The sequence below is a fragment of the Haloferax sp. DFSO52 genome (genome assembly GCF_048158745.1).
Classification (GTDB): domain Archaea; phylum Halobacteriota; class Halobacteria; order Halobacteriales; family Haloferacaceae; genus Haloferax.
The window spans coordinates 1,116,702-1,138,679 of sequence record NZ_JBLOPB010000002.1; the positions used below are offsets into that span (position 1 = coordinate 1,116,702).

The 21,978-nt window shown below is 61.6% G+C and carries 23 protein-coding genes and 2 tRNA genes; 12 read left to right on the top strand and 13 right to left on the bottom strand.

All coding sequences use genetic code 11. From position 1 onward, the window contains the following. Window positions 1-6 precede the first annotated feature (6 nt). The 4 genes from ACK3SC_RS15295 to ACK3SC_RS15310 form a co-directional block, all read right to left on the bottom strand. Entirely contained in the window at window positions 7-399 is a 393-nt protein-coding gene (locus tag ACK3SC_RS15295) for a 30S ribosomal protein S11 (RefSeq protein WP_008320582.1), read from the bottom strand. Continuing rightward, window positions 396-923 (bottom strand): 30S ribosomal protein S4, encoded by a 528-nt coding sequence (locus tag ACK3SC_RS15300; protein ID WP_416841065.1) that lies wholly within the window; start codon window positions 921-923, stop codon window positions 396-398. The genes ACK3SC_RS15295 and ACK3SC_RS15300 overlap by 4 nt, the downstream gene beginning before the upstream one ends. Continuing rightward, on the bottom strand, window positions 920-1,423 hold the full coding sequence (locus ACK3SC_RS15305; protein ID WP_416841066.1) for a 30S ribosomal protein S13: 504 nt from the start codon (window positions 1,421-1,423) through the stop codon (window positions 920-922). Before ACK3SC_RS15305 ends, ACK3SC_RS15300 begins: the two co-directional genes overlap by 4 nt. 23 nt (window positions 1,424-1,446) lie before the next feature. Continuing rightward, a tRNA-Ser gene (locus tag ACK3SC_RS15310) sits at window positions 1,447-1,531 on the bottom strand. A gap of 202 nt (window positions 1,532-1,733) precedes the next feature. On the opposite strand from ACK3SC_RS15310, the gene ACK3SC_RS15315 reads away from it, so the two are divergent. Further along, a complete protein-coding gene (locus ACK3SC_RS15315; protein ID WP_416841067.1) occupies window positions 1,734-2,084 on the top strand; it encodes a thioredoxin family protein in 351 nt (116 codons plus the stop codon). A 26-nt stretch (window positions 2,085-2,110) separates the two neighbouring features. On the opposite strand, the gene ACK3SC_RS15320 is transcribed toward ACK3SC_RS15315, so the two are convergent. The 6 genes from ACK3SC_RS15320 to moaA all read right to left on the bottom strand — a co-directional run bounded on the left by ACK3SC_RS15320 (window position 2,111) and on the right by moaA (window position 9,765). Then, window positions 2,111-2,803, bottom strand: a complete 693-nt coding sequence (locus ACK3SC_RS15320) for a TetR/AcrR family transcriptional regulator (protein WP_416841068.1) — start codon at window positions 2,801-2,803, stop codon at window positions 2,111-2,113. Window positions 2,804-2,825: 22 nt separating this feature from the next. Next, window positions 2,826-3,245 (bottom strand): zinc ribbon domain-containing protein, encoded by a 420-nt coding sequence (locus ACK3SC_RS15325; RefSeq protein WP_416841069.1) that lies wholly within the window; start codon window positions 3,243-3,245, stop codon window positions 2,826-2,828. 210 nt (window positions 3,246-3,455) lie between these two features. Next, complete coding sequence (locus ACK3SC_RS15330; protein ID WP_416841070.1) at window positions 3,456-5,945, bottom strand: efflux RND transporter permease subunit; 2,490 nt, start codon at window positions 5,943-5,945, stop codon at window positions 3,456-3,458. A 21-nt stretch (window positions 5,946-5,966) separates the two neighbouring features. Beyond that, window positions 5,967-7,595 (bottom strand): COG1361 S-layer family protein, encoded by a 1,629-nt coding sequence (locus ACK3SC_RS15335; protein ID WP_416841071.1) that lies wholly within the window; start codon window positions 7,593-7,595, stop codon window positions 5,967-5,969. A 273-nt stretch (window positions 7,596-7,868) separates the two neighbouring features. Beyond that, on the bottom strand, window positions 7,869-8,741 hold the full coding sequence (locus ACK3SC_RS15340; protein ID WP_416841072.1) for a universal stress protein: 873 nt from the start codon (window positions 8,739-8,741) through the stop codon (window positions 7,869-7,871). Between the two features lie 61 nt (window positions 8,742-8,802). Continuing rightward, complete coding sequence (moaA, locus tag ACK3SC_RS15345; protein ID WP_416841073.1) at window positions 8,803-9,765, bottom strand: GTP 3',8-cyclase MoaA; 963 nt, start codon at window positions 9,763-9,765, stop codon at window positions 8,803-8,805. A 220-nt stretch (window positions 9,766-9,985) separates the two neighbouring features. Here moaA and ACK3SC_RS15350 point away from each other — a divergent pair, with 220 nt between their 5' ends. From ACK3SC_RS15350 to ACK3SC_RS15375, 6 genes are all read left to right on the top strand, one after another. Then, window positions 9,986-11,026: an Mrp/NBP35 family ATP-binding protein gene (locus ACK3SC_RS15350; RefSeq protein WP_416841074.1), complete on the top strand. Its 1,041-nt coding sequence runs from the start codon at window positions 9,986-9,988 to the stop codon at window positions 11,024-11,026. Next, window positions 11,023-11,310, top strand: a complete 288-nt coding sequence (locus ACK3SC_RS15355; protein ID WP_416841075.1) for a hypothetical protein — start codon at window positions 11,023-11,025, stop codon at window positions 11,308-11,310. Before ACK3SC_RS15350 ends, ACK3SC_RS15355 begins: the two co-directional genes overlap by 4 nt. 223 nt (window positions 11,311-11,533) lie before the next feature. Continuing rightward, on the top strand, window positions 11,534-12,226 hold the full coding sequence (locus tag ACK3SC_RS15360; protein WP_416841076.1) for a hypothetical protein: 693 nt from the start codon (window positions 11,534-11,536) through the stop codon (window positions 12,224-12,226). After that, entirely contained in the window at window positions 12,226-12,489 is a 264-nt protein-coding gene (locus tag ACK3SC_RS15365) for a hypothetical protein (RefSeq protein WP_416841077.1), read from the top strand. Before ACK3SC_RS15360 ends, ACK3SC_RS15365 begins: the two co-directional genes overlap by 1 nt. A gap of 2 nt (window positions 12,490-12,491) precedes the next feature. After that, complete coding sequence (locus ACK3SC_RS15370) at window positions 12,492-14,645, top strand: type B DNA-directed DNA polymerase (protein WP_416841078.1); 2,154 nt, start codon at window positions 12,492-12,494, stop codon at window positions 14,643-14,645. Window positions 14,646-14,885: 240 nt separating this feature from the next. After that, window positions 14,886-15,545, top strand: a complete 660-nt coding sequence (locus ACK3SC_RS15375; protein WP_416841079.1) for a TMEM175 family protein — start codon at window positions 14,886-14,888, stop codon at window positions 15,543-15,545. Window positions 15,546-15,640: 95 nt separating this feature from the next. Here the strand turns inward: ACK3SC_RS15375 and ACK3SC_RS15380 are convergent, their stop codons facing one another. Further along, on the bottom strand, window positions 15,641-16,813 hold the full coding sequence (locus ACK3SC_RS15380; protein ID WP_416841080.1) for an AI-2E family transporter: 1,173 nt from the start codon (window positions 16,811-16,813) through the stop codon (window positions 15,641-15,643). 226 nt (window positions 16,814-17,039) lie between these two features. Between ACK3SC_RS15380 and ACK3SC_RS15385 the strand changes: the two genes are divergently transcribed. From ACK3SC_RS15385 to ACK3SC_RS15400, 4 genes are all read left to right on the top strand, one after another. Further along, window positions 17,040-17,675: a uracil-DNA glycosylase gene (locus ACK3SC_RS15385; protein ID WP_416841081.1), complete on the top strand. Its 636-nt coding sequence runs from the start codon at window positions 17,040-17,042 to the stop codon at window positions 17,673-17,675. Between the two features lie 53 nt (window positions 17,676-17,728). Beyond that, window positions 17,729-18,484 (top strand): hypothetical protein, encoded by a 756-nt coding sequence (locus tag ACK3SC_RS15390; protein WP_416841082.1) that lies wholly within the window; start codon window positions 17,729-17,731, stop codon window positions 18,482-18,484. Between the two features lie 47 nt (window positions 18,485-18,531). Further along, window positions 18,532-18,615, top strand: a tRNA-Ser gene (locus ACK3SC_RS15395). Between the two features lie 245 nt (window positions 18,616-18,860). Then, window positions 18,861-19,610 carry a pirin family protein gene (locus tag ACK3SC_RS15400; RefSeq protein WP_416841083.1) on the top strand — a complete coding sequence of 250 codons (750 nt, stop codon included), beginning with the start codon at window positions 18,861-18,863 and terminating at the stop codon, window positions 19,608-19,610. Between the two features lie 91 nt (window positions 19,611-19,701). On the opposite strand, the gene ACK3SC_RS15405 is transcribed toward ACK3SC_RS15400, so the two are convergent. Further along, complete coding sequence (locus ACK3SC_RS15405) at window positions 19,702-20,520, bottom strand: helix-turn-helix transcriptional regulator (protein ID WP_416841084.1); 819 nt, start codon at window positions 20,518-20,520, stop codon at window positions 19,702-19,704. Window positions 20,521-20,713: 193 nt separating this feature from the next. Here ACK3SC_RS15405 and ACK3SC_RS15410 point away from each other — a divergent pair, with 193 nt between their 5' ends. Continuing rightward, the gene (locus ACK3SC_RS15410; protein WP_416841085.1) at window positions 20,714-20,929 is read left to right on the top strand and encodes a hypothetical protein; all 216 of its coding nucleotides are present in this window, start codon (window positions 20,714-20,716) and stop codon (window positions 20,927-20,929) included. A gap of 30 nt (window positions 20,930-20,959) precedes the next feature. On the opposite strand, the gene ACK3SC_RS15415 is transcribed toward ACK3SC_RS15410, so the two are convergent. Then, complete coding sequence (locus tag ACK3SC_RS15415) at window positions 20,960-21,841, bottom strand: CPBP family intramembrane glutamic endopeptidase (protein ID WP_416841086.1); 882 nt, start codon at window positions 21,839-21,841, stop codon at window positions 20,960-20,962. Between the last annotated feature and the right edge of the window lie 137 nt (window positions 21,842-21,978).

Consider the following 21,978-nt stretch of genomic DNA (forward strand, 5'->3'; position numbering starts at 1 on the left):
GGTTGGTTAGAGTCGGCTGTTTTTCGGCGCGCGAGTTCCGTCGTGCGGAATCGGCGTCACGTCCTCGATGCGACCGATCTCGAGACCGGCGCGAGCGAGGGCGCGAATCGTTGCCTGTGCACCGGGTCCGGGGCTCTTGTTACGGTTGCCACCGGGACCACGGACGCGGACGTGCAGGCCCGAGATGCCAGCTGCCTTGATCTGGTCAGCGACACTCTCGGCCATCTGCATGGCCGCGTACGGGGATGCCTCGTCACGGTTCTGCTTGACGACGGAACCACCGGACGATTTGACGATCGTCTCGGCGCCCGTGATGTCAGTCACCGTGATGAGCGTGTTGTTGAACGATGCGTGCACGTGGGCGATTCCCCACTTGTCACCAGTTTCAGATTCGCTCATTCTTGGGCCTCCGCGCGCTCAGGGTGCAGTTCGTCCGAGAGCGGCGACGATTCGTCGAAGCTCACGGTGTCCTCTTCGTCTATCTCGACCTTGCGGGACGGAACAGTCGTGCGAGCACCGTCGATCGTCACGTGTCCGTGGACGATGAACTGACGTGCCTGCTGCGGCGTCTGACCGATGCCGTTACGGTAGGCGATGGTCTGGTACCGCCGCTCGAGAATGTCCGTCACGTCGAGGCGCAGCGTCTGGGAGATGTCGTCTTCCGCCGACAGAATCCCGTAGCGACGCAGGCGTGCCATGAACTCGGCACCGAGCGCCTCTGCCTCTTCGGGGTCACCCTGGGCCTCGCCGAGGAGGCGTCGTGCCTCACGGCGGATGTTGCGCAGTTCGGACTGCGCGCGCCAGAGTTCCTCTTTGTTCTTGAGACCGTAGCGAGAGAGGAGGTCCGCCTCCTGGGCGATACGTTCGCCCTGGTACGGGTGGTTCGGAGTCTCGTAGAACTTGGTGTTTTTACCAGTCGTCATTCTTCTGCCTGCGCCTCCTTGATCTCCTCGACGTTGACACCGATGGTGCCTTCAGTACGTCCAGTGGACTTCGTCCGCTGGCCGCGAACCTTCTGGCCGCGCTGGTGTCGAACGCCCTTGTAGGAGCTGATCATCTTCATGCGGTTGATGTCATGTCGACGCTTTTCCTCGAGGTCCGACCCCGTGATGTGGGCGGTCTCACCGGAGAAGAAGTCCTTCTGTCGGTTGACCATCCACTCGGGAGAGTGGTCCTCGAAGTTCTCGACGACATCGACGACGGCGTCGATCTCGTCTTCGGGAAGCGTACCGAACAGCGCCGTTCGGTCAACTTCCGCGGCGTCGGCGATGATGCGCGCAGTGCGCTTGCCGATACCCTTCATGTCCGTCAGACTGCGCTCTACCGTCTTCGTTCCGTCAAGGTCGGTCTGACCAATTCGGATGAAGTAACGGAGATCCTCTCCCTCCTCCGGTGAGCCGTCCTGTGGTTCTTCTGCACTCATGACTTGGAAAGTCGTATTGTGAGCGTTGCGGCGGGGATTCGAACCCCGGGGGCTTGACGCCACTGAGTTAGCAACCCAGCGCCTTGGGCCAGGCTTGGCTACCGCAACACTGCGTTCGTGTTATTTTCGCCCTATCGGACTCGGGGTCGATACCCCTACAGCGATTGCATCCGATACGAGACGGGGGCGTTACTTAAACATCACGAAAGGGTTCCCCCGTGGTACGGCGGGACAGCCCCTGAAAGGGCGGATGTGGTGTGTTGTGTGTTCTCACCAAAATCATAACTACCAGACTTACGTATTCCGTGCAATGAGTTCGACAGATTCGTCCGCAGTACCGACGAAACCCGTCCGCATCGAGACGAAAGCCGAGGTCGACGCCCTCGTTTCGGAACACGACCGCGTCCTCCTCGACATCTACACGAGCGGGTGTGCCATCTGTCAGAGCATCGAGCCGGTCCTCGGAACCGTCGCCAAAGCGACCGACGTGGTCGTAGCGATGATAAACCCCAAGACGGACATGTCCATCGCAGACGAGTACACCATCCGAAGCGTCCCGACACTGCTCTTGTTCGACGACGGCGAACTCGTGGGGCGTCTCGACGACGGATTCCAGGGCGCACAGGCTATCATCGACTTCGTCGAAAATCCCGACCGGTAACCTCGGCAGCGAAGAAACAGGCTACTTCAGGAGCGACAGTCGTCGTCGGCGGTGGCGACGTCGCCCGGGTGGTCGGTTCCGCTCGGCATCACGTTGTCGAGAAGGAAGTACACTGATTCGCGCATCGCGTGCGCGGACTGGGGTCGAGTTCCGGTGACGCGAACGTCGAGACTCCGAAACAGAAACGCCATCAGGTTCTCGGCCATCACTTCTGCGTTCATCTCACGGTAGTGTCCTGCCTCCATCTCCCGACGGATGAGCGTCGCGATGGTGTCTATCATGTACGACTCCATCTCGTCGAACTTCTGGCGGTAGTCGTCGTCGTGGACAGTCTGTGTTCGAAGTTCGAAGATGGCTCGCTGGAACATCTCCGGTTCGTTCATCCCCGGCGGTGCGACGGGTTCGACGTCGCCGCCATCCGGTGGTCGCTCCGGCGGGAGGACGTGTTCGACGAACGACCGCAGTTCTGCGTCTGGGTTCTCCGCGTTCGGGTCGATCGTCGCGACGAAGAGGTCGATGACGTAGTCGAGAAACGCCAAGAGCAGTTCGTCTTTGTTCTCGTAGTGGTAGTACAGAAGCGACGTGCTCTTTTCGAACTCGGTGCCGATGCTCTTTATCGAGAGGTCGGCGTAGCCGTGTTTCGCAAGGGCGATGAGCGTGGCGTCCATAATCGCCTGCTCCGTCTCGCTTCGTCCAGTGTCGATTCGATTGTCGTTCATTGGTATGCTGCGTGCGGATTTCTCAGTCGTCTATCGGTTCGTCGTCGAGTCGAGTCGTACACCAGTGACAGAAGTCGAGTTCCGGGTCGACGTCGCGGCCACAGGCCGGACACGACACACCGCCAGACTCGTCGGTGGACGCGTCCTCGGATGCGTCGAGACGTGCGTCGTTGACCTGTCTCATCCCGATGATGAACGCGTCGGCGACACTGGCGAGGCTCACGAAGAGAACGGGGAGAATCTGTTCGAATGGGGGAATCGACCCGCCAGTCGCCAACGCTTCCAGTGCGCTGGTGGGGACGAACAGCGCAGAGATACTGAACGCGAGGACGACCCAGAAGATAGCACGCCGCCATCGTCGGAGGTACAGGTGGCCCAACCCAGTGATTGCGAGGCCGAGAATCGCAGCAAGCCACGGGCGGACCTTCGTGAGTGCAGACATACTTCGATTCGATGTGTTCTCACTCATGAGCGTTCCGTTCGTGTCGTTTCGTGATTCGGACCGTACGAATCTGTTGCGGCCGGTTCGTGGCCGTGTCATCGTGCGCAGGTCTGTCGAGTCTGTGTGGCCCGTCGAGTCTGTGTACTGTGCCGCGGACGTTCGGGTCGTCGTGTGGCGAGACGGGGTCGGTGCGAGTGTGGTGGGCCGAAGTCATGGGGAATCAGGGAACAGTGGGTCTGCTGTCGTCGTCTGCGACTCGGACTGGGTCAACTGCTCCCAGACGACGAGCGCCGGCGGCGTGACGACGAGCGCGGTGAAGTACGAGTAGAAGATACTCAGCGCGGTCACGATACCGAACTGGCCGAGGACCGGTGTGATTGCGATTGCGAGGACGCCGAGGCCAGTCGTCGTCGTGAGCATACTGCCGGTGAGTGCGCCACCGGTCCCGCTGACGGTGAAGTGAAGCGCCTCGTAGAGGTCTCCGCTCTCGTTGTACTCGTCGGCGAACCGGTGGACGACGTGGGCGGAGTAGTCGATACCCAACCCGATGGCGATGGCGAGAATCGTCGCGGTCAGCGCGTTCAACGGGATGCCGAAGAAGCGCATCGACCCCGCGAGGAGTGCGAGGGCGACCACGATGGGGACGAGATTGACCACCCCGAGCGTCCACTGCCCTTCGAGGAGTTGGTAGATGAATACCAGGAACACGGCCGTCGCGATGAGTGCGACGACGAGACTCTGAATCGCGGAGCGGAAGATGGTGTCCGAGACGGCCTCGAACACGACGGTGTTCCCGGTGGCCGTCCCGTCCATCCGGAGGCGGTCTGCGACCGCTCGCCCGTCGGCGACGATTGCATCCTGGTCGGCGTCGCCTTCGACGGTGTAGACGACGCGCGTCTTGCGGTAGTCTTCGGTGATGTACGACGACGCCTGTCCCGAGACCGGCGACGAGAGAAGTTCGTCGTATATCGTCTCGAGATTGTCGTCGGGGACGCCGTTTCCGTTCGCGTCGTTTCTGTCGACGAGCGCCGCGAACTCGGGGTCCTGTGCTGCGTAGCTCTGGATGACGGTGACGATGCTCGTCGACTGCGCCCGCCGGTCTTCGACGACGAACGACTCCGGTGGGTTCTCACCGGCGCGGTGAATCATCTCCAGCGACGAGTCGTCTCGTAACTGCCCTTCGACGTACACCGTCACGCTGTCTCCCTGCGTGCTCTCGAACGTGTCTTCGAGGTAGTTGAGGTCTTTCGTGACCGTGTAGACGCCGGGTTTGAACGGTTCGGGGAGTTGCTGGAGATAGTCGGCTTGCTCTTCCGGCGGGAGGAAGTCTTCCTGTGAGAACGACGTATCGACACCGGTCCCGTAGGCACCGGCGACGACAGTCGTCACGAGGACGACGACGAGGAACGCTCGCGGTGCGCGCCGGCCGATGACGACACCGACAGAGAGCACACGCGCGAGATAGCCGCCTTCGGTTCCGAGCGGGTTCGAAGCGAACGCGGGAACGTTGTATCTCTCGCGGAGTTGGTCCACGTAGAGTTTCGCCGCCGGCAGGAACACCCCGAAGATGAGGAACGTAAACAGGATGCCGACCGCCGCGACGAACCCGAAGTCGCGGATTGGTGCGAGGTCACTCGTGACGTTCGCGAGGAACCCGAGGACCGTCGTCCCGGTGACGATGAAGAACGCAACCGAGAGTTGGCGGACCGTCGTCCGCATCGACGGGACGGGGTCGACATCTTTCACGCGTTCTTCGCGATACCGGTTGACGGCGTGGAGCCCGAAGTCGATACCGACCGCGAGGAGGAGCGGCGGCACCGCGATGAGCATCTGGCTGAAGGGGATGCCAGCGAGGCCCATGAACCCGAACGTCCAGATGACGGCCAGGGCGAGCGAGACGACGCCGAGCAGGAGGTCGATTGGGTCGCGGTAGGCGATGACGAGGAACCCAAAGATGAGCAGCACCGCCGCAGGGACGACGAGCAACAGCGAGTCGACGATGACGTTGCCCAACTCACTGGAGATGATACCGCTGCCGAACACGCGGATGTCGCTGTTGGCGACGGAGGTCATCGTCTGGATTTCGAGTTGGATGTCCGTCATCGGACTCGTACCAGACGTGCCGGCGCTCGACGAGAGGCCGGGAACGTCGTGGCTGACGACGCCGATGGTCGAGGATGCGCTCACAGACTCGCGGTTGAAATCGTTGCTGAGGAGCGACGCGACGTTCGGGTTCGCCGTGGCTTGCTTCGCTGCGGCCCGGACTTCACCGGGTGAGGCGGCTTCGAGCGTAGCAATCTGTTCGTCGAGCGTCGTCGCCGACGGGTCTATCGTGCGCGCAACCGTCGAGGCGACGCTCGACGCCGAGCTAGCACGGAGGTCCGGGCGGTCCATGATGCGCTCTTGGAGACGCAACATGTCGAGCATCGACTGCTTCGAGAGGACGTTCGAGCTCCGTTGGATGAGTTGTGTACTCCCGGAACTCGTCTCGAACGCGGGCGAGAACTCGCGGTTGACGTCGTCGAGCGCCTCCTGTGCGGGGGAGTCGTTGGTGAACTGCGAGGTCCCGGCGTCGGTCGAGATGTTGCCGAGGCCGGCCCCAAAGAGGAGCGTCACCACGAAGAACAGGGCGACGACTCTCCCGGGGTTTTCGGTGATGTACTCACCGAGGCGGTCGACGTACACTTCGTAGTCAATCATTGTGGGAGAGGGGAGGGTCGATTACCGGCGGTACCAGAGGAAGCCGACGATGCCGAGGCCGACGATGACGACGAGGCCACCGACGAGCGGCATCGAGAGGCCGCCGCCACCCGTCGATTCAGTTACGTCGACGGCGACGGGGTACGAGTCGGAGAGTTTGCGCTCACCGTCTTCGTTCTCGTACTGGAAGTCGATGTCGAACGAGTAGGTCTTCGGACTCGCAGACGAACTGGCGGACAGTTCGAGCGGAATCTCGGCGGACTCGCCGGGTGCGAGTTCCTCGATGAACGCCGTGTCGTCGTCGAGCGTCAGCGGACTGTCAGCGAAGGCCTTCGCGTCGATGTTGCGGTAGGTTTCTTCACCGTTGTTGGTCACGACGAGCGTGACAGTCTGCGAACTCCCTGCTTCGACCGAGCCGTTTTTCGTCTCGATGCCGAAGAGGTTCTGTTTGGGTTTCACCTCGGCGTTCATCAACAGCGCATTCGACTGCTGGGTGTCGCTGTCGGCGTTGCGGTACTCGACGGTGTAGCTCAGTTGGCGCTGCCCGGCGTCTGCCGAGTCGGTCACCTCGACCGAGAAGTCGAAGTCGGCCGACTGACCTGCTTCGAGCGTCCCGAGTGCGTACTCGGTCTCTTTGATGTTCGTGTTGGGGGAGTTCGACGAGATGATGACGACTGCGTCGTGGGCGGTCTGTGGGCCGTTGTTGGTGATGGACCCGCTGACCGTCGCCTCACGGCCGACCCGAAGCGTCGAGTCGGCGGCAGCGAGCGAGAACGACTGTTCGGCGAGTGGAGTCACACCAGTCGCGCGGTTCTTCGACTGCTGTGGGACGCCGTCATCGTCTTCGTAGTTGACGACCGCCGAGAGCGCGTACTGCTGGACCGCGGCCGACGATGCCACGGTCGTTTCGTATTCGAGGCGGCGCGTCTCGTTGACGCCCCACTCACCGGCGTATCTGCTCGCAGTCGTCGCCTGGCCGAACGTAATCTCGCCGTTCTGCGAGGTGAGTGCGACAGACGCGTCGTACGCCGTCTGGCTTCCGACGTTGCGCATCGTCACAGTCGTCGTCCCGCTGTCGCCGACCTGTGCGGTGGTTTCGACGGAGACTATCTGGAAGCGCGGTGCTTCTTCGACGACGACGGTGACGGGAATCCTGACGGTCTTGTCTTCTTCGTTCTGCACGTCGCCGTTGTCGCGGACGGACTCGTCGTGTTCGAAGCTCGCCACGAGTGTCATGTCGTAGGTGCCCGGCGAGGCGTTTTCTTTGACCGACGTCGAGAACGTCGTCTGCTTCTGCGTGGCGTGTGGGATGTCTCCGACTGGAACCGTCGCGGTGTTCACCTCGATCGGTGCGTCACCGGATTTGAGGGTGAGTCGAACGTTCCGCGCGGAGCGGACCTGCGCTTCGAGTTTCGAGCGTTCCTGGTCCGACAGCGACGCGGAGCTCTCCGACGAGGAGAACTTTCGATACTCGGTGTCGCCGCCGTAGTTGGTGATGACGACGTCCAGCGACGCCTCCTGCCCGGGAACGAGTTTGTTGCTCGGCGCGTACGCTTGGAGATTCGGTTCGCCGACGATACCGGCCATCGCTGGGCTTGGAATCGCGACCAGGACGATCAGCAAGACCACGAGTGTACGTGAGAGTTTCATAGAGTGGGTAACGGGAGTGGTGGGTGGTTCGGGACGGGGGTGATTGGGTGACGTTCGGACGAGAAATCAGTCCAGCGGTGCGTCTGGCACTGGTCGCTCACGCCATGTGAACGCGGACTGACTGAACGTACAATCAACATCGGTACCGCAGGACCGGGAGCATATAAATTGAACGAAACTTCAAAAAACAATCCTGAGATTTATTTACGTCCTGTTCGCCTCGGAAAGTTCCTGTATTCTGTGTTTTCCGCTGTTTGGGGTGAGTCTTTCAGATTACTGGTGGGACGTGTCGTCCCCGGTGTTCGTCGGAACGACGAGGACTGGAACGGTCGCTCGACGGACGAGTCGGCGGGCGACGCTACTCGCGACGTGTCTATCGAGGTGCCGGGAGGCGTCGGTTCCGACCACGACGAGGTCTGCACCGACCTCGTCGGCGTAGTCGAGCAGTTCGGCCGCCGGGACACCCGTCCGAATGGTGGCGGTCGACTCGACTGCCTCGCGGGCCGCCTCGACTGCAACGTCTCTGAGGAGTTGCCGCGCCTCGTCTTTCAGTATGCGGCGCAGTCCCGGTGCGTCGGTGAATCGGTCGTCGACGACGGCGAGTGGTTCGAGTTTCGCGCCCGTCGCCCTCGCGACGGCAATCGCAGTCGTTGCGGCGGCGCCCCCCGCTGGTGAGTCGTCGACGAGGAGCACAATCGTCTCGTACGAGGGAATCGCGTCCGCTTCGGCTGGAACGACGAGTGTCGCCGTCGGCGGGTCGTCCACCACGCTTTCGGTGATGGACCCGACGAGAAACCGGCCCAGACCGGTGCGTCCGTGTCGGCCGAGGACGAGCACGTCCGCGTCAGTTCCCGCCTCGGTGACGACTCTCGCTGGCGGGCCATCGATGACCGCCGTCGTCGTCGGGACGTCGGTTGTGAGTGCTTTTCGCGTCACTGCGGCGACTGCCTCCTCTGCTTCCACGGCAGTACGCACACGAAGTGAGTCGGCGACGCGAGCGAGTCCCCTGTGAGGGACACCAGCAGCAGAGATAGTGTGCAGTTCCGCACCGAAGGCAGCAGCGAGGAAAATCGCGTGGTCCGCCGCGCGGACGGCGTTGTCACTCCCATCGGTGGCGAGGACCAGTCGCTCGACAGTGGGTGTCATAAACACTGAGACGGGTCGCGCTGAGAAAAGTTCGACCGCTCTTCGAGGCCCGTTCGACCGGTCAGACGCCGATGTACTCTTCGTTGAGGGTCCAGTCGCCGTCGCCGTCGCGCACCATATACTCGCCGTAGTAGGGGACGCGGTTGGCGACGACTGCCTCGTAGGTTTCACGAATTTCGTCGCGAGTCATCTCACCCATCGGTCGCAGGTCGTCGTTGCGGTTCAGACAGCCTTTGAGATAGCCTCGGTGCGTCACGCGCACGCGGTGGCAGTTCGCACAGAACTCGGGGTTCTCGACCGGGTCGACGATTTCGACCATGCCCTTCCCGACGTAGTAGCGACGGCGGTGATGCATGTCGCGCGTCTCGACATCGTCGGCGAGGTCTGTCAACCAGCGGTGGACGCGGTCGATGTCGATGTTCCACTCCGGACGCCCCGTGAGTTCGGGCATGTACTGGATGAGTTGGAGTTGGAGGCCCTCGTTCTCTGCGACGTATTCGACCATCTCCTCGACGTAGCCTGCCGTCTTGGTGAAGACGACCATGTTGAGTTTGACGGGCGTGAGACCCGCTTCGACGGCGGCTTTGACGCCCTCCATCACCTTGTCGTACGCACCGGATTTGGTAATCTCCGCGAACGCCTCCGGGTCGAGGGCGTCCTGCGAGACGTTCACTCGGTCGAGACCAGCCTCGACGAGGTCGTCCGCGCGGTCACCGAGGAAGGTTCCGTTCGTCGTCAGCGACGTCTCCATCGAGTCGGGCGTGCGTCGAATAATCTCTTCGAGGTCGGCACGGAGCATCGGTTCGCCGCCGGTGAACTTCACCTTGCGAACGCCGTACTCTTCGACGACTTCGAGGAACCGAACCACGTCGTCGGCACTCATCTCCTCGTCGGAGGGGTCCATCGGACCGCGTGTGTCGCCCAACCCCTCGTTGTGGCAGTAGACGCAGTCGAAATTACATCGGTCGGTCAGAGAGATACGGACTCCGGTTACTTCTCGGCCGAAGTCGTCTACCAGCACCATATCTCGAACACTGGGAGTGTATGTTGATAAATTCGCTGTCGAATCGAGTGGCGACGTAATTGGTATTGGTTACCATTTCCGACGAGTGGGCCTCGTCCGTTTCCATCGGAGGGTGTGTGTTCGACGTGGTTCGCGACGAGGCTTTACAAACCCGCATCAGCCACACCGTCAGGTGAGACCTTACAAAACCCTTATCGGCCACACCACCGGATAAATCGACATGGACGAAGCCGACGTACGCGACCTCTTGCGTGCAGTCGAAGACCCTGACCTCGGAGGCGATATCGTCTCGCTCGGACTGGTGAACGCCATCGACGTCGACGGCGACACCGCCCGCATCTCGCTCGCGCTCGGGGCACCGTACTCCCCGACGGAGTCGGAAATCGGCCGCCAGATTCGTGAACTGCTCGCCGACGAAGGGCTCGAAGCAGACCTCACGGCCAAGATACCGACCGACCGTGCGCCCGAAGAGGAAGTCCTCCCGGGCGTCAAGAACATCATCGCCGTCTCCTCCGGAAAGGGCGGCGTCGGCAAATCGACTGTCGCGGTCAACCTCGCGGCAGGGCTCTCGAAACTCGGCGCGCGCGTCGGTCTCTTCGACGCCGACGTCTACGGCCCGAACGTGCCGCGGATGCTCGCGGCCGACGAAGCACCGCAGGCCACGGAGGACCAGACCATCATCCCGCCCGAAAAGTACGGTGTGAAACTCATCTCGATGGCGTTCCTCGTCGGCGAGGACGACCCGGTTATCTGGCGCGGGCCGATGGTCCACCAGCTGATTACCCAACTCGTCGAAGACGTCGAATGGGGCAGTCTCGACTACCTCGTCCTCGACTTACCGCCGGGGACGGGTGACACGCAACTGACCATCCTCCAGACGCTCCCGCTCACCGGCGCGGTCATCGTCACGACGCCACAGACCGTCGCCCTCGACGACGCCAACAAGGGACTCCGGATGTTCGGCAAGCACGACACGAACGTCCTCGGCATCGTCGAGAACATGAGCACGTTCCGGTGTCCGGACTGTGGTAGCAACCACGACATCTTCGGTGCGGGTGGTGGCCGCGACTTTGCAGCGTCGAACGACCTGCCGTTCCTCGGTGCGCTTCCACTCGACCCGGCCGTTCGCGAGGGTGGCGACGGCGGGCGCCCCATCGTGCTCGACGAAGACAACGAGACGGCCGACGCGTTCCGCGTGATGACCGAGAACGTCGCCGACATGACCGGAATCATCCAGCGTCGGCGGGTTAGTCAGCAATGAGCGACGGCGGCCAGTCTCCCCCGGACCCGGACGCAGACGAGGTAGACTGGGAGATGGCCCCCGACTCCGACGCCGAGTTTCCGGCGGACCCGGAGAAGGTCGCACTCCTCCGTGAAATCGCCGACGACATCTACGGTGACTCGTCGGAGAGCCGGCAGGTTTCGGCCATCCTCTACCGCGTCAGCGACCTGTACGACGCCGACGGCGACACGTCGCCCGAGGAGATTTACCTCAACGTCCGCCACATCATGGACATCAAAGCGCAAGGCGGCCTCGACCGCTGAGTCGCGTCGGCGGGTTCTCGCTCAGTAGCCGGTGAGTCCGACTGGCAGTGATTTTCTCCCCGGGAACCGGTCCATTCCTGCGTTCACTTTCGCTTTCGACGTTTCGATGCTTTAGACGCTCGCACCACACACGCCTGCTGAGACGACAGTCTTCACAGATTTCACTTACACTCTGCATCCATGGCTCGCACTTTACACGCGTCACAGCGACGTTGTAGACGAGATGGGAACTGACACGCTCTCGGCGTGTCCGCGACTCGAATCGGGTGTGACGTTGCTTCGTCGCTCCGGAGAGACACCCCACGCGCTCTCCCGACTGGTCACTGCCGAACTGGCTCGGCGGCAGGGGAGCGCCTACTGGGTCGATTCGCGGAACGACGCCGTCACACACACGCTCTACGACCACGCACAGTCCAGACGAACACTCCGCAGTCTCCGAATCGCACGGGCGTTCACCGCCTATCAGCACCACGAACTCGTCTCGTCGCTTCCGGGTCGTGTCTCTCCGCGGACGTCACTCGTCGTCGTTCCCCGACTCCCGGCGCTCTATCGCGACCCGGACGTTCCGGACGGCGAGGCACGGACGCTCTTCGACTCCTCGGTGGCCATCCTCGATGCCCTCGCGGAGTCGTTGTCCATCCCGATTCTCGTTACTGCGCGCGATGGGACGGACGACGCGTTCACTGACGCACTGGCCGACATCGCAGGCCAGACCATCGAGTCCAACGACACTCGCGAAGGCGTCGCCTTCACCGGCGACGGCGTGCAGACCCGCGTCTACCACCACCGCGACTACTGGCAAACGACGATTCCGTACTGGGTCGAACTGCTCGGTGTCGCACCCGAGGAAGACGCTGTTCACGTCGGCCCGGCGTCCATCACGACACTCGATGCGGTGGCAATGGAGGGTCACTGATGGGACGGACGAATCCGACCTTTCGGGACTCACTTCGTCGCTATCGCGAGTCGTGGGCACCCTATCGCCGTGCCCTTCGCGCGGAGGAGAAAGCCGACTTCGACCGGTTGTTCGAGCGTGCGCACGAACACGCTGCGGCGGCAGGGCACGCGAATCCCGCCGACCCGCACCGAGCAGTCGTCCTCTCGATGCTCCTCTCACAGGAACGCGAACTGCGCCACCTCCGCGAACACGTCGGAATCACCTCCCAGACGGACAAATAACCGTGTTCGCGGTGGATTTCGACGGCGACGACGTCGTCGAGTGGCACCTGACCGACGACGGTGCTCGGTCGCGACGTGTGACCGACTACACTCCCACGATGTACGTCGCCGGCCCCGATTCGGTCCTCGCCGACCTCGAACGCCGACTCTCCGCCGACCCTGCTGTCGCCGCGGTCGGATACGACCGACAGTATCTTCGACTCGACTCGCGCGAACGAACCGAGGTCCTTCGCGTCGCCGTCGTGGACCCACGTGGGGTCCGCAAACTCGCGCGTCGCCTCCGCGACGACTTGCTTGGCCGCGTCTCGCCCGGTGAGGTTCGCTTCTACAACGTGGACCTCTCGCCCGGATTTCGCTACTGCGTGCAGACGGACGCACCACCAATACCATCACGTCGCCCCCGCACACTTCGGCTCTCCCTTCCGCAAAAAGCGCTCGCAGACGGCGACCTCTCGGCACTCTCGGTCGGTGGCGACCCGGGAAGCGACGACCCGGGAAGCGACGACTCGACCAAACGCTGCGAGCGCGACGCTGTCGAGACCGCAGGCGCGGCATTCGACGAACACGACCCGGACGTGCTCGTCGTCAGTTCGGCACGTCTCTTACCGTTGCTTCGTGACCGCGCGGCCGAGTTCGATATCGACTGTCCACTCGGCCGCGACCCGGGGCGTGGACTCGAACGCCTCGCCGGACAGAACACTGTCGTGAGTTACGGCACGGTCCGACACTCGCCTGCGAGGTACGCGGTCCCGGGGCGGGCCATCGTCGATACCGGGAACAGTTTCCTGTGGGCCGAGTCGCGACTCGACGGCCTGTGTTATCTGGTCGAGCGCTCGTGGAAACCGCTTCAGGAGGCGTCGTGGGCGAGCATCGGAAACGTCCTGACGGCGATGCAGATTCGAGAGGCGATGGCTCGCGGCGTGCTCGTGCCGTGGAACAAACGCCGGCCAGAGACGTTCAAATCGGTCGAGACGCTCCACGCGGCCGACCGGGGTGGGTTCACCTTCGACCCGATAGTCGGTCTCCACGAGGACGTGGTCGAACTCGACTTCGCCTCGTTGTACCCGCGAATCATCTGCGAGTGGAACATCTCGCCGGACACGCTCGGATGCGACTGCCACGCCGGACGCGCAGATATCCCCGAACTCGGCTACACCATCTGTGACCGTCGCGGGTTTCTCCCCGACGTGCTCGAACCACTGCTTGCAGATAGACGGCGACTCAAACGAGAGATACGCGAGGCTGAGGCAGCAGGTGACGAACCCGCCGCCGCGTCGGCACGGGCGAAGTCTGGCGCAATCAAGTGGGTACTCGTCTCGTGTTTCGGCTATCAGGGCTATCGGAACGCGAAGTTCGGCCGCATCGAGTGCCACGAGGCAATCAACGCCGTCGCCCGCGACTTGCTTTTGCGGGCCAAGGAGACGGCCGAAGAGGGCGGGTGGCGCGTCGTCCACGGAATCGTCGATAGTCTCTGGTTAGCAGCGACTCGTGACGACCCAGTGTCGCCCGAAACAATCGCTGCGACGGTGACCGACGACTGTGGGATTCCGCTCGAAGTCGAAGCGACGTACGACTGGGTGTGTTTCGTCCCGACTCGGCAGATGGACCGCGGTGCGCTCACGCGCTACTTCGGCCGAACGAGGGATGGGAAATACGTCTACAAAGGCATCGAGGTTCGTCAGCGAAGCACGCCCGAGTTCGTCGCGGACGCCCAGCGCGACCTCGTATCGACGCTCGACAGACACCGCGACGCTGCGGCAGTCTGCGACCGACTGGTTCGGCACCGGTCTCGCCTCAGGCGACACGACGTTCCGACTGACCAGTTGCTCGTGACGAGTCGCCTCTCGCGTGCGCCCAGTGAGTACGACCGCAACACGCTCGTCGCCGCCGCCGGGAAGCGCTCTCAATCGCTCGGTGTCCCCCGCGAACCGGGGCAGTCCGTTCGGTACATCGTCGCCAACGAGGACGGACGCGGAACCGACCGCGTTCGCCTCGACTTCGAGCACCCCGGTGTCGATGCCGTCGATACCGAGTACTACGACCGCTTGTTGATTCGGGCGGCCGAGAGCGTCGTCTCCCCGCTCGGATGGGACAGAAACCGGATTCGTCGGTATCTCTCACCGGGACGGGATGCGTCGTTGTCTGCGTTTGACTGAGCGCAGCGAAGGCGAGCATGCCGAACTCTGCTCGGCAGAGTTTGACTGAAGGGAGTGAAGCCGAGCCAGCAAATCTCTGATTTGCGCTGTTCGACTGAGCGCAGTTGGGCAGTGTGGTTGGCGCGTGACAGCTGGCCGACCGAGACCAACGCGACAGTTCACGGGTGGTGAGTTACTGCGTTGGCAGAGATTCCTAAAAACGTGGAAAAAGACGATGCTACGACGGAACCAATACTGTGTGTGTCACTGCCATTTCGCCTGGACTCGCTCGAGACCGACCGACTGCTCGCGCTCAGTGATGGCGTCATCGCAATCGCCATCACACTACTGGTGCTGGAAATCACCGTTCCAGAGATTCCACCCGGGAGTACTGTCGCGATACTCCCCGAACTCGTCGCCGAGCAGTGGCACGAGTTCTTTGGGTACGTTCTGAGCTTTCTCACAATTGGTCTCTACTGGGTGTTACACCGTCGCGTGTTCGTTCACATCGAACGCCACGACCGCGGCGTCCTCTGGCTCAACCTTGTGTTCCTGCTCTTCGTCGCGTTCATCCCGTACGCGACGGGTGTGTTCTCCGAGTATCCCAACACTGCGTTTGGCGTCTCGTTCTACGCAGTGGTATTGGCACTCACTGGGCTCTCGCTGACGCTGTTGTGGGGGTACGCCTCCCGGAAACAACTCATCGAAGAAGGATTGGCCTCGCGAACGGTCGAGATTCAAGCGATTCGGTTTCTCGTCTCTCCGGTCGTGTTTCTCGGGTCGGTGGTTATCGCACAGTTCAACCCAACGCTGGCCATCTTCTCGTGGTTGTTGTTGATACCGCTCAACGCGGTGTTCGAATCACGGCTCGTGGCAAGTATCGAGGACTCACTGACCGAGTCACAGACTCGACCGCAGTGACCACCCACACTCCGCTTCAGCACCTGTTCGACCCACTCAAGGACGAACCGAAATGAGACCAGACTGAATCGGTCAGATTCACACGACCACTGTGGTCACCCAGCGGGTGTCTCTCCCCGGTCGGTGTCGGGGAAGTCACCGAACTCCATTGGACTTCCACCACCGGTTCCAATCTCCGGCATCGGTTCGTCCTCGCCCTCGACGTTCGTAAAGCGCGGCATGACTTTGGTGACGAACTCGACGATGAGAACCATCAAGAGTGGCCCAAGGAAGATTCCGTACCATCCGAAGAGTATCGGCCCGAGGAGGTACGCGAACATGACGAGCGCCATGTCGTAGGACTTCCCCGACAGGTACGGGCGGATGTACGTCCGAACGACGTTGTCGAACACGAGCACCATCAAGACGAAGAAGACAATGGGGACCCAGAGGAGTTGTGGACCGGTTTGGAGAGCCTGCGCAGCCATTATCGCGACGATGAACACGTAGACGATCGACCGGCCGACGAGCGGAATGAGCGTGAACACGCCAGTGACGACTGCGAGTAAGATGGCGTACGGAATCCGAATTCCGCCGGGAGCGACGAGGTTGAACAGACCGTAGATGAGTGCGGCGAGAATCATGACGACGAAGATCGTGAGCGTGTAGCCGAAGTACACCGAGTTGAGCCCCTTGTCGACGCCCCGAAGGTATTCAACAGTGAGCGAGTCCGACCCGAAGATGTTCTCTTTGAACCACTGAGAGAGCCGCAGGTCATCCACGAGGAGGAAGAACGCGAAGATGAGCGTCAGAAACACGTTGAACAGCGTCGCCGTAACCACCCCAACGAACCCGCCAAACTGGTTGAGGAACGACGAGTACGACGGGTCTGTGAAGATGACGACGACGAGGTCAACAGGGTCAGTTGGAAGCTGGTCAATGGGTAACGGTAGGCGACTGACGAGTGCCGCCGCAGCGTCTGAACTCAGTATCTGTAGTGCCTGATTCGCCGCGATTCCGAGGAACAGACCGATGAACAGCAAGATTGGGACGATGATGAACGTCAGCGTCAGTGCTGCTGCAATCGTGCGCGAAGAGATGTATCGTTGGAGCCGATTCGTGATGGGGCGTCCAACGTAGTACGTGAACAAGCCGAAGACGACCCATCCGAGGTACCGGAACCCAATCCACGCCACGACGCCGAGTAGAACGAGGCCGAACGCTCCCCACCACAGGCGTCTGTTCCGTAACAGCCTATCTTCGGGTTCGACGGGACGTTTCTCTGCCATGGCCTCTATATCGGTCTGTCAATGCATCAATATATATTCGTCATATTCAGTAGTTCAAATAAGAGGGTCAGTCAGCAGACACTGACGGTATCGGCACCAGTGACTGTTTTACGGATTGAATCTCCACGGTGCGGGGCGAGGTTGCAGCCGAACCGGAGACCGCTCATTCGTTCACCCCACCTGCACAGACCGAGTCGGTTTTGCCTCCCCAGTCGAACCTAGGGGCGTGGACGCACACCAACGCCAGTTCCGGAACCCCTTCTCGATGGACACCGACTGCACCAACTGCGACGCCCTCTGTGAGGCCCGCGAGCAGGTTGTCCACGGATACGGCGACGTGGGTGCGGAGTTTCTCTTCGTCGGAGAAGCACCGAGCGCGGACGCAGAGCGAACCGGCGTCCCCTTCACCGGCGACGAAGCAGGCGAGCGAGTCCAGCATATCCTCGCCGAACTCGGCTTTTCGCGGTCCGACCCCGACGCCGAAGAACCCGACGTGCAGAACGTCTTTCTGACGTACCTCACTCGCTGCCGACACCCAGAGCGAGACCCGACAGAGAACGAGATAGCGACGTGTGAGCCCTTCTTGAACGCCGAGATTCGGATGATAAATCCGCACATCATCGTTCCGGTGGGACAGACCGCACTGGAGGCGCTGGCGTTCGATTACACGACGCGAGCAGCCGACAGTTTCGATATCGACGCCGAACACGCGACGACGATTCGTGGCCGTGGATTCGAACTCGTTCCGATGCTCGACCCCGCCGAACAGACCGACGCGGACACCGAGGCGTTCGTCGAACACGTCCGCGACTCCGTCTTCGGGCGAGATTACCGCCAGACGAAAGGGCGTCGGGGTCGCTGACTCGGGCGTCGACAAGCGGCGGGTTCAAGGGTTCGCCGGCGTGAGATGAGGATATGACCGTCATCGCCGTCCTCGCCGAACCGCCGCGACCCGGACTGGTGCTTCCGGACCTCGCAGAGACGAGTCCGCTCTCGGAACAGGAGGTCGCAGACCTCTACGCTGCGATGCTCAAAGACATCTGCGTCGCTGTCGAGCGCTCCGGCGGCGACCTGCTCGTGAACTACCGGACTGACGACGACATCCCAGACGAGTTCGTCACCGACCGTTCCTCGGAAGCAGCGATTCGGAGCGTCGTCGTAGATGCACTCGGCGGCACTGACGACGTGCGATTCGAAGCGCAGGTCGGGTCGACGTTCTCCGCGCGTGCCGGCAATACGATTACGCACCTCCTCACCGAAGAGGAGGTCCACTCGGCCGCTGTCGTCCGCCCGAACGTTCCGCAACTTGGACGGACGCACATCGACACTGCGGCGATGAAACTCCGAAGTACGCCGGTGGTTCTCGGCCCATCGACCGAAGGCCGAACCTTCTTCTCTGGATTCCGTGAGCCAATCGACTTCACCGACGCCTACGACGAACCCGAAGTCGAGACGCTCGCAGCACAGGCAGACGACGCCGAGTTGGGACTGGACTACATCCAGATGCTTCCGGTCGTCGAGACGGGTGCGGACCTCGCGACAGTCGTTCCGATACTTCGTTCGCGTGTCGAGTCAGAACGCGTCGTCCCCGAGTACACGACGACGTTCGTCTTCGAGGCGGGTCTTCGCGTCGAACCGACCGACGGGGTTCTCGAACTCGTTCGCGATTGAACGAGAACGACAGGTCTTAGGTACCTGACTCAGAAGTGTCGGCCGAAGGTGGGATGGCGGAGCGGCCTAACGCGCCTGCCTTGAAAGCAGGTTTCCTCACGGAATCCTGGGTTCAAATCCCAGTCCCACCGCATTTTCCACGAACCACACTCCGCGCAGTTTCATCTGCGTGGTTCTGTGAGTGGAAATCGGACACAAACTGGGCTTTGAACCAGCGAGCGAACGTCAGTGAGCGACCGTGGTTCACGCGAGCGAAGCGAGCGTGGATAGGCGCGAAGGGTCTCACGGTGTTCACAATCCCAGTCCCACCGCGACCACTCACCTCCCAAAGGCCCGGATTCAACAGGGTTTACCGGCCAGTGAACCAACCTCGACCATGGACGCCAACGAGTCGCCGTCCGACCCATCGACTCCGCTATCGGGGGAACTCGTGCGACACGGGACAGGAGTGAACTCGAACCGTGCGTTCCCGACAAACGCCTATCCGACTTCACTCGACCCATTCGTGTTGTTCGAACAGTTCTACATTGACCCCAATACGGGATTTCCGATGCACCCCCACCGCGGGTTCGAAATCGTCTCCTACATGCTCGACGGCGGGATGGACCACGAGGACTCTCTCGGCGTCACGAACACCGCCTACGAGGGGGATGCGATGCGAATTACGACCGGTCGCGGCATCCGACACTCCGAATTTCCGGCGGACGGCCAGGCCTGTACGGGTCTGCAGCTCTGGGTGAATCTGCCGCGCGCTGAGAAGGATGTCGAACCGGACTACGTCGACGCGACGGCCGACGAACTCCCCGCAGAGGTCCAAGACGGTGCCACGGTGACGACAGTTGTGGGCGAGGGGTCGCCAATCGACCTCATCACACCGATGGAGTATCTGGATGTCGTCGTCACCGATTCGTGGACGTGGTCGATGCCGGGCGGATGGGCGGGGTTCCTCTACGGCGTCGACGGTGAGGGGACAGTAGACGGTGCGGCGTTCGCCAGTGGCGACGTCCTCCCGATTACTGACGCACGTCCCGTCGAACTTCAGACCGATGGAACACTCCGAGTCGTCGCCGTTTCTGGCCGACCACACGGTGAACCCATTCGCCAGCGTGGTCCGTTCGTGTTGTAGGCTCTCCACCTCGAACTGGGAGAACTTGTCACATTACACCACAGCAATCCCTGCTTCACTGCATCCACACCGACCAAACACCGGCCTCCGTTCACGCCTCTGCAAGTACGTCTGCCATCGATTTTGAAAGGTCGTCGGGAGTGAGCAGCGTCGCGTCGGCCCGGTGTGCTTCGAACACGTCGACCACCCACTCGGTGAAGCGCTCGTCTTCGAGTTCGACCATGCCGATAGAGACGTTTTCGTCGTCGCGGACGACCAGACACCCCACGCCGTCGTGGAGCATCACTGGTTGCGAAATCGGCTCACCGTAGACGTAGATGTCTGTTCGGTCGGACGCGACGATTGCTTCGAACTTGCTGGCTGAGTCGGATGTCATCGCGCTTTCGATGACGACCGGTGAGAACACTGCTTCGAAGGTCTGGACGCCGTTCACGATTGCGTTGTATCGGCCGTCGATGCACGGTTCGGGGAAGAAGTCGGTCAAACTGAAGGCGGTGTCCGAGGTGAGTTCGAGTTCTCTGACGCGAGAGACGACGGCGAACGGGTTCGTCTGTGTTGCCCGCGTGATGTGGGCGTTGGAGAGTGCCGAAATTTCGACGCCAATCTCTCCAATCGGCATGTGCGGGAGTAACTCGTCAAGTTCACGCGCGAGTTCCATGTCACGACGATGCGCCTCGAAGGAGTCGGCAACGAACAACCCCAGCGGTGTCAACGAGTAGGTCGCGCCGTCTCGTTCGAGCCATCCCCGGTCGTCGAACGACTGAACGATGCGACCGATAGTTGCTGACGAGGCACCGGTCATCCCTCGAAGTTCCGCTCTGGAGTGTGGCCCACCAGCAAGTACATTCATCACGACCGGACGGTGGTCTGAGTCCGCGAGGAAGCGGATGTCGTCTAACACCCCCGCCATGGGGAATGTTAGCAGTCACCAAACATATCTGTTCGTATTTCAGTCTGAGAGTACCAGATTCGGGCGACAGTCGGTCGAACACGGAATGTGTCGAGGTCGGTACGGATACCCGTACTCACTAGGTGAAATCCGCTCAATGGTTGCAAGAATTGCACGAAATATCATCATATCCTCTCGAACCGTACAGTTGACCATGGGGTACAGAACGCACCTGCACATCTGTCAACACTGTGGAATCGTCCAAGCGACGGCGTCGGAGACGAGTCCGAAGCGATGTATCGTCTGTGCTGGCGTCAACTTCAGCGAGCACTACACGAACGAACTACTCAGAACGCGGCGGGGGGACGCCAAGTGGTGGAGAGACAGCGAGGACCGGTTCGAACGCATCCCGGTCGAGAGTGCTCGATAGCGTCCGCCTGACGACGGTTTTTTCAGCTACTTACGACCCACCATCGGACGCCACGAGCGACGGCCCGGACTGGGCACCGAAATCGTCCCGGCGTGCCGTCTTCGCCCACCGCCGATATCCGAGTGCGGCGAGTATCATGAGCGGCCAGACGAACATCATCACCTCGTTGACTGGTGCACCACTCTCGGTGAACGTCACGACGAGTTGCATGTTGAACGTCCCGTGGAGGACGCCAGTGAACACCAGGTTCCGTGTGAGTTCGTAGAGAATGGCGAAGACCAGTCCGAGGACGAAGAGAACCACGACAGCGGGAACGACTTCAGAGACCGACAGGCCCTCGATGACGAGGCGTTGTGGGATGTGCCAGAGGGCGAATATCACCGTGGCGACGAGAATACCAGCCGCTTTCCGCATTCGGTTCGACCCGCCACCGAACAGTGCGACGAACTTGTTCTGGAAGTATCCACGGAAGGCGAACTCCTCGATCGGGCCGACGAAGGCGAGTTGGCTGACGACCAACGTCGCCCACGTGACGACAGTCACCGCAGGTGGGAGGCTGAACACGACGTTTTCGCTGGTGGTGGTGGCACCGAGGAGGTTCGCACCGGCCCAGATCGCGACGACGAGGAGGACGCCCGGAACCACGTTTTTTTGCGAGAGGCCGACGTCAGACGGCCGGAGCCCTTCGCGAAAGAGCGCACCAAACGCGATGAGGCCGATGACGCCGTACACGACGGCGAAGTAGAGAATGCGCTCGACAGGAGACATCGGACCAGCACCGATGAACCGCTCGGCGAACAGTACGGCGACTGTCGTGACGACCATGGTCGCGACGAAAAACGCCACGAGGGGAACGAGTCCACCCTCGAACCGTATCGTCGGCGACGAACGCGACGTGTCGAAGTTGGTCATACGTGGAGAGAAGACGCTGGAAGAAATGTAATTAGAATATCATTCTCTGTTGCTGAGAGTCACCGAAGAGCGCGGGGTGCGGTGGAGTTCCCGTGACAGATACCACCAAATGCGTAACGGCTTTGAATCGGCCTCCC

Bases quoted from the DNA above. Each gene is read 5' to 3' on its own strand.
- ACK3SC_RS15295 (WP_008320582.1), bottom strand. From the start codon at position 399: ATGAGCGAATCTGAAACTGGTGACAAGTGGGGAATCGCCCACGTGCAC.
- ACK3SC_RS15300 (WP_416841065.1), bottom strand. From the start codon at position 923: ATGACGACTGGTAAAAACACCAAGTTCTACGAGACTCCGAACCACCCG.
- ACK3SC_RS15305 (WP_416841066.1), bottom strand. From the start codon at position 1,423: ATGAGTGCAGAAGAACCACAGGACGGCTCACCGGAGGAGGGAGAGGAT.
- ACK3SC_RS15315 (WP_416841067.1), top strand. From the start codon at position 1,734: ATGAGTTCGACAGATTCGTCCGCAGTACCGACGAAACCCGTCCGCATC.
- ACK3SC_RS15320 (WP_416841068.1), bottom strand. From the start codon at position 2,803: ATGAACGACAATCGAATCGACACTGGACGAAGCGAGACGGAGCAGGCG.
- ACK3SC_RS15325 (WP_416841069.1), bottom strand. From the start codon at position 3,245: ATGTCTGCACTCACGAAGGTCCGCCCGTGGCTTGCTGCGATTCTCGGC.
- ACK3SC_RS15330 (WP_416841070.1), bottom strand. From the start codon at position 5,945: ATGATTGACTACGAAGTGTACGTCGACCGCCTCGGTGAGTACATCACC.
- ACK3SC_RS15335 (WP_416841071.1), bottom strand. From the start codon at position 7,595: ATGAAACTCTCACGTACACTCGTGGTCTTGCTGATCGTCCTGGTCGCG.
- ACK3SC_RS15340 (WP_416841072.1), bottom strand. From the start codon at position 8,741: ATGACACCCACTGTCGAGCGACTGGTCCTCGCCACCGATGGGAGTGAC.
- moaA (WP_416841073.1), bottom strand. From the start codon at position 9,765: ATGGTGCTGGTAGACGACTTCGGCCGAGAAGTAACCGGAGTCCGTATC.
- ACK3SC_RS15350 (WP_416841074.1), top strand. From the start codon at position 9,986: ATGGACGAAGCCGACGTACGCGACCTCTTGCGTGCAGTCGAAGACCCT.
- ACK3SC_RS15355 (WP_416841075.1), top strand. From the start codon at position 11,023: ATGAGCGACGGCGGCCAGTCTCCCCCGGACCCGGACGCAGACGAGGTA.
- ACK3SC_RS15360 (WP_416841076.1), top strand. From the start codon at position 11,534: ATGGGAACTGACACGCTCTCGGCGTGTCCGCGACTCGAATCGGGTGTG.
- ACK3SC_RS15365 (WP_416841077.1), top strand. From the start codon at position 12,226: ATGGGACGGACGAATCCGACCTTTCGGGACTCACTTCGTCGCTATCGC.
- ACK3SC_RS15380 (WP_416841080.1), bottom strand. From the start codon at position 16,813: ATGGCAGAGAAACGTCCCGTCGAACCCGAAGATAGGCTGTTACGGAAC.
- ACK3SC_RS15390 (WP_416841082.1), top strand. From the start codon at position 17,729: ATGACCGTCATCGCCGTCCTCGCCGAACCGCCGCGACCCGGACTGGTG.
- ACK3SC_RS15400 (WP_416841083.1), top strand. From the start codon at position 18,861: ATGGACGCCAACGAGTCGCCGTCCGACCCATCGACTCCGCTATCGGGG.
- ACK3SC_RS15405 (WP_416841084.1), bottom strand. From the start codon at position 20,520: ATGGCGGGGGTGTTAGACGACATCCGCTTCCTCGCGGACTCAGACCAC.
- ACK3SC_RS15410 (WP_416841085.1), top strand. From the start codon at position 20,714: ATGGGGTACAGAACGCACCTGCACATCTGTCAACACTGTGGAATCGTC.
- ACK3SC_RS15415 (WP_416841086.1), bottom strand. From the start codon at position 21,841: ATGACCAACTTCGACACGTCGCGTTCGTCGCCGACGATACGGTTCGAG.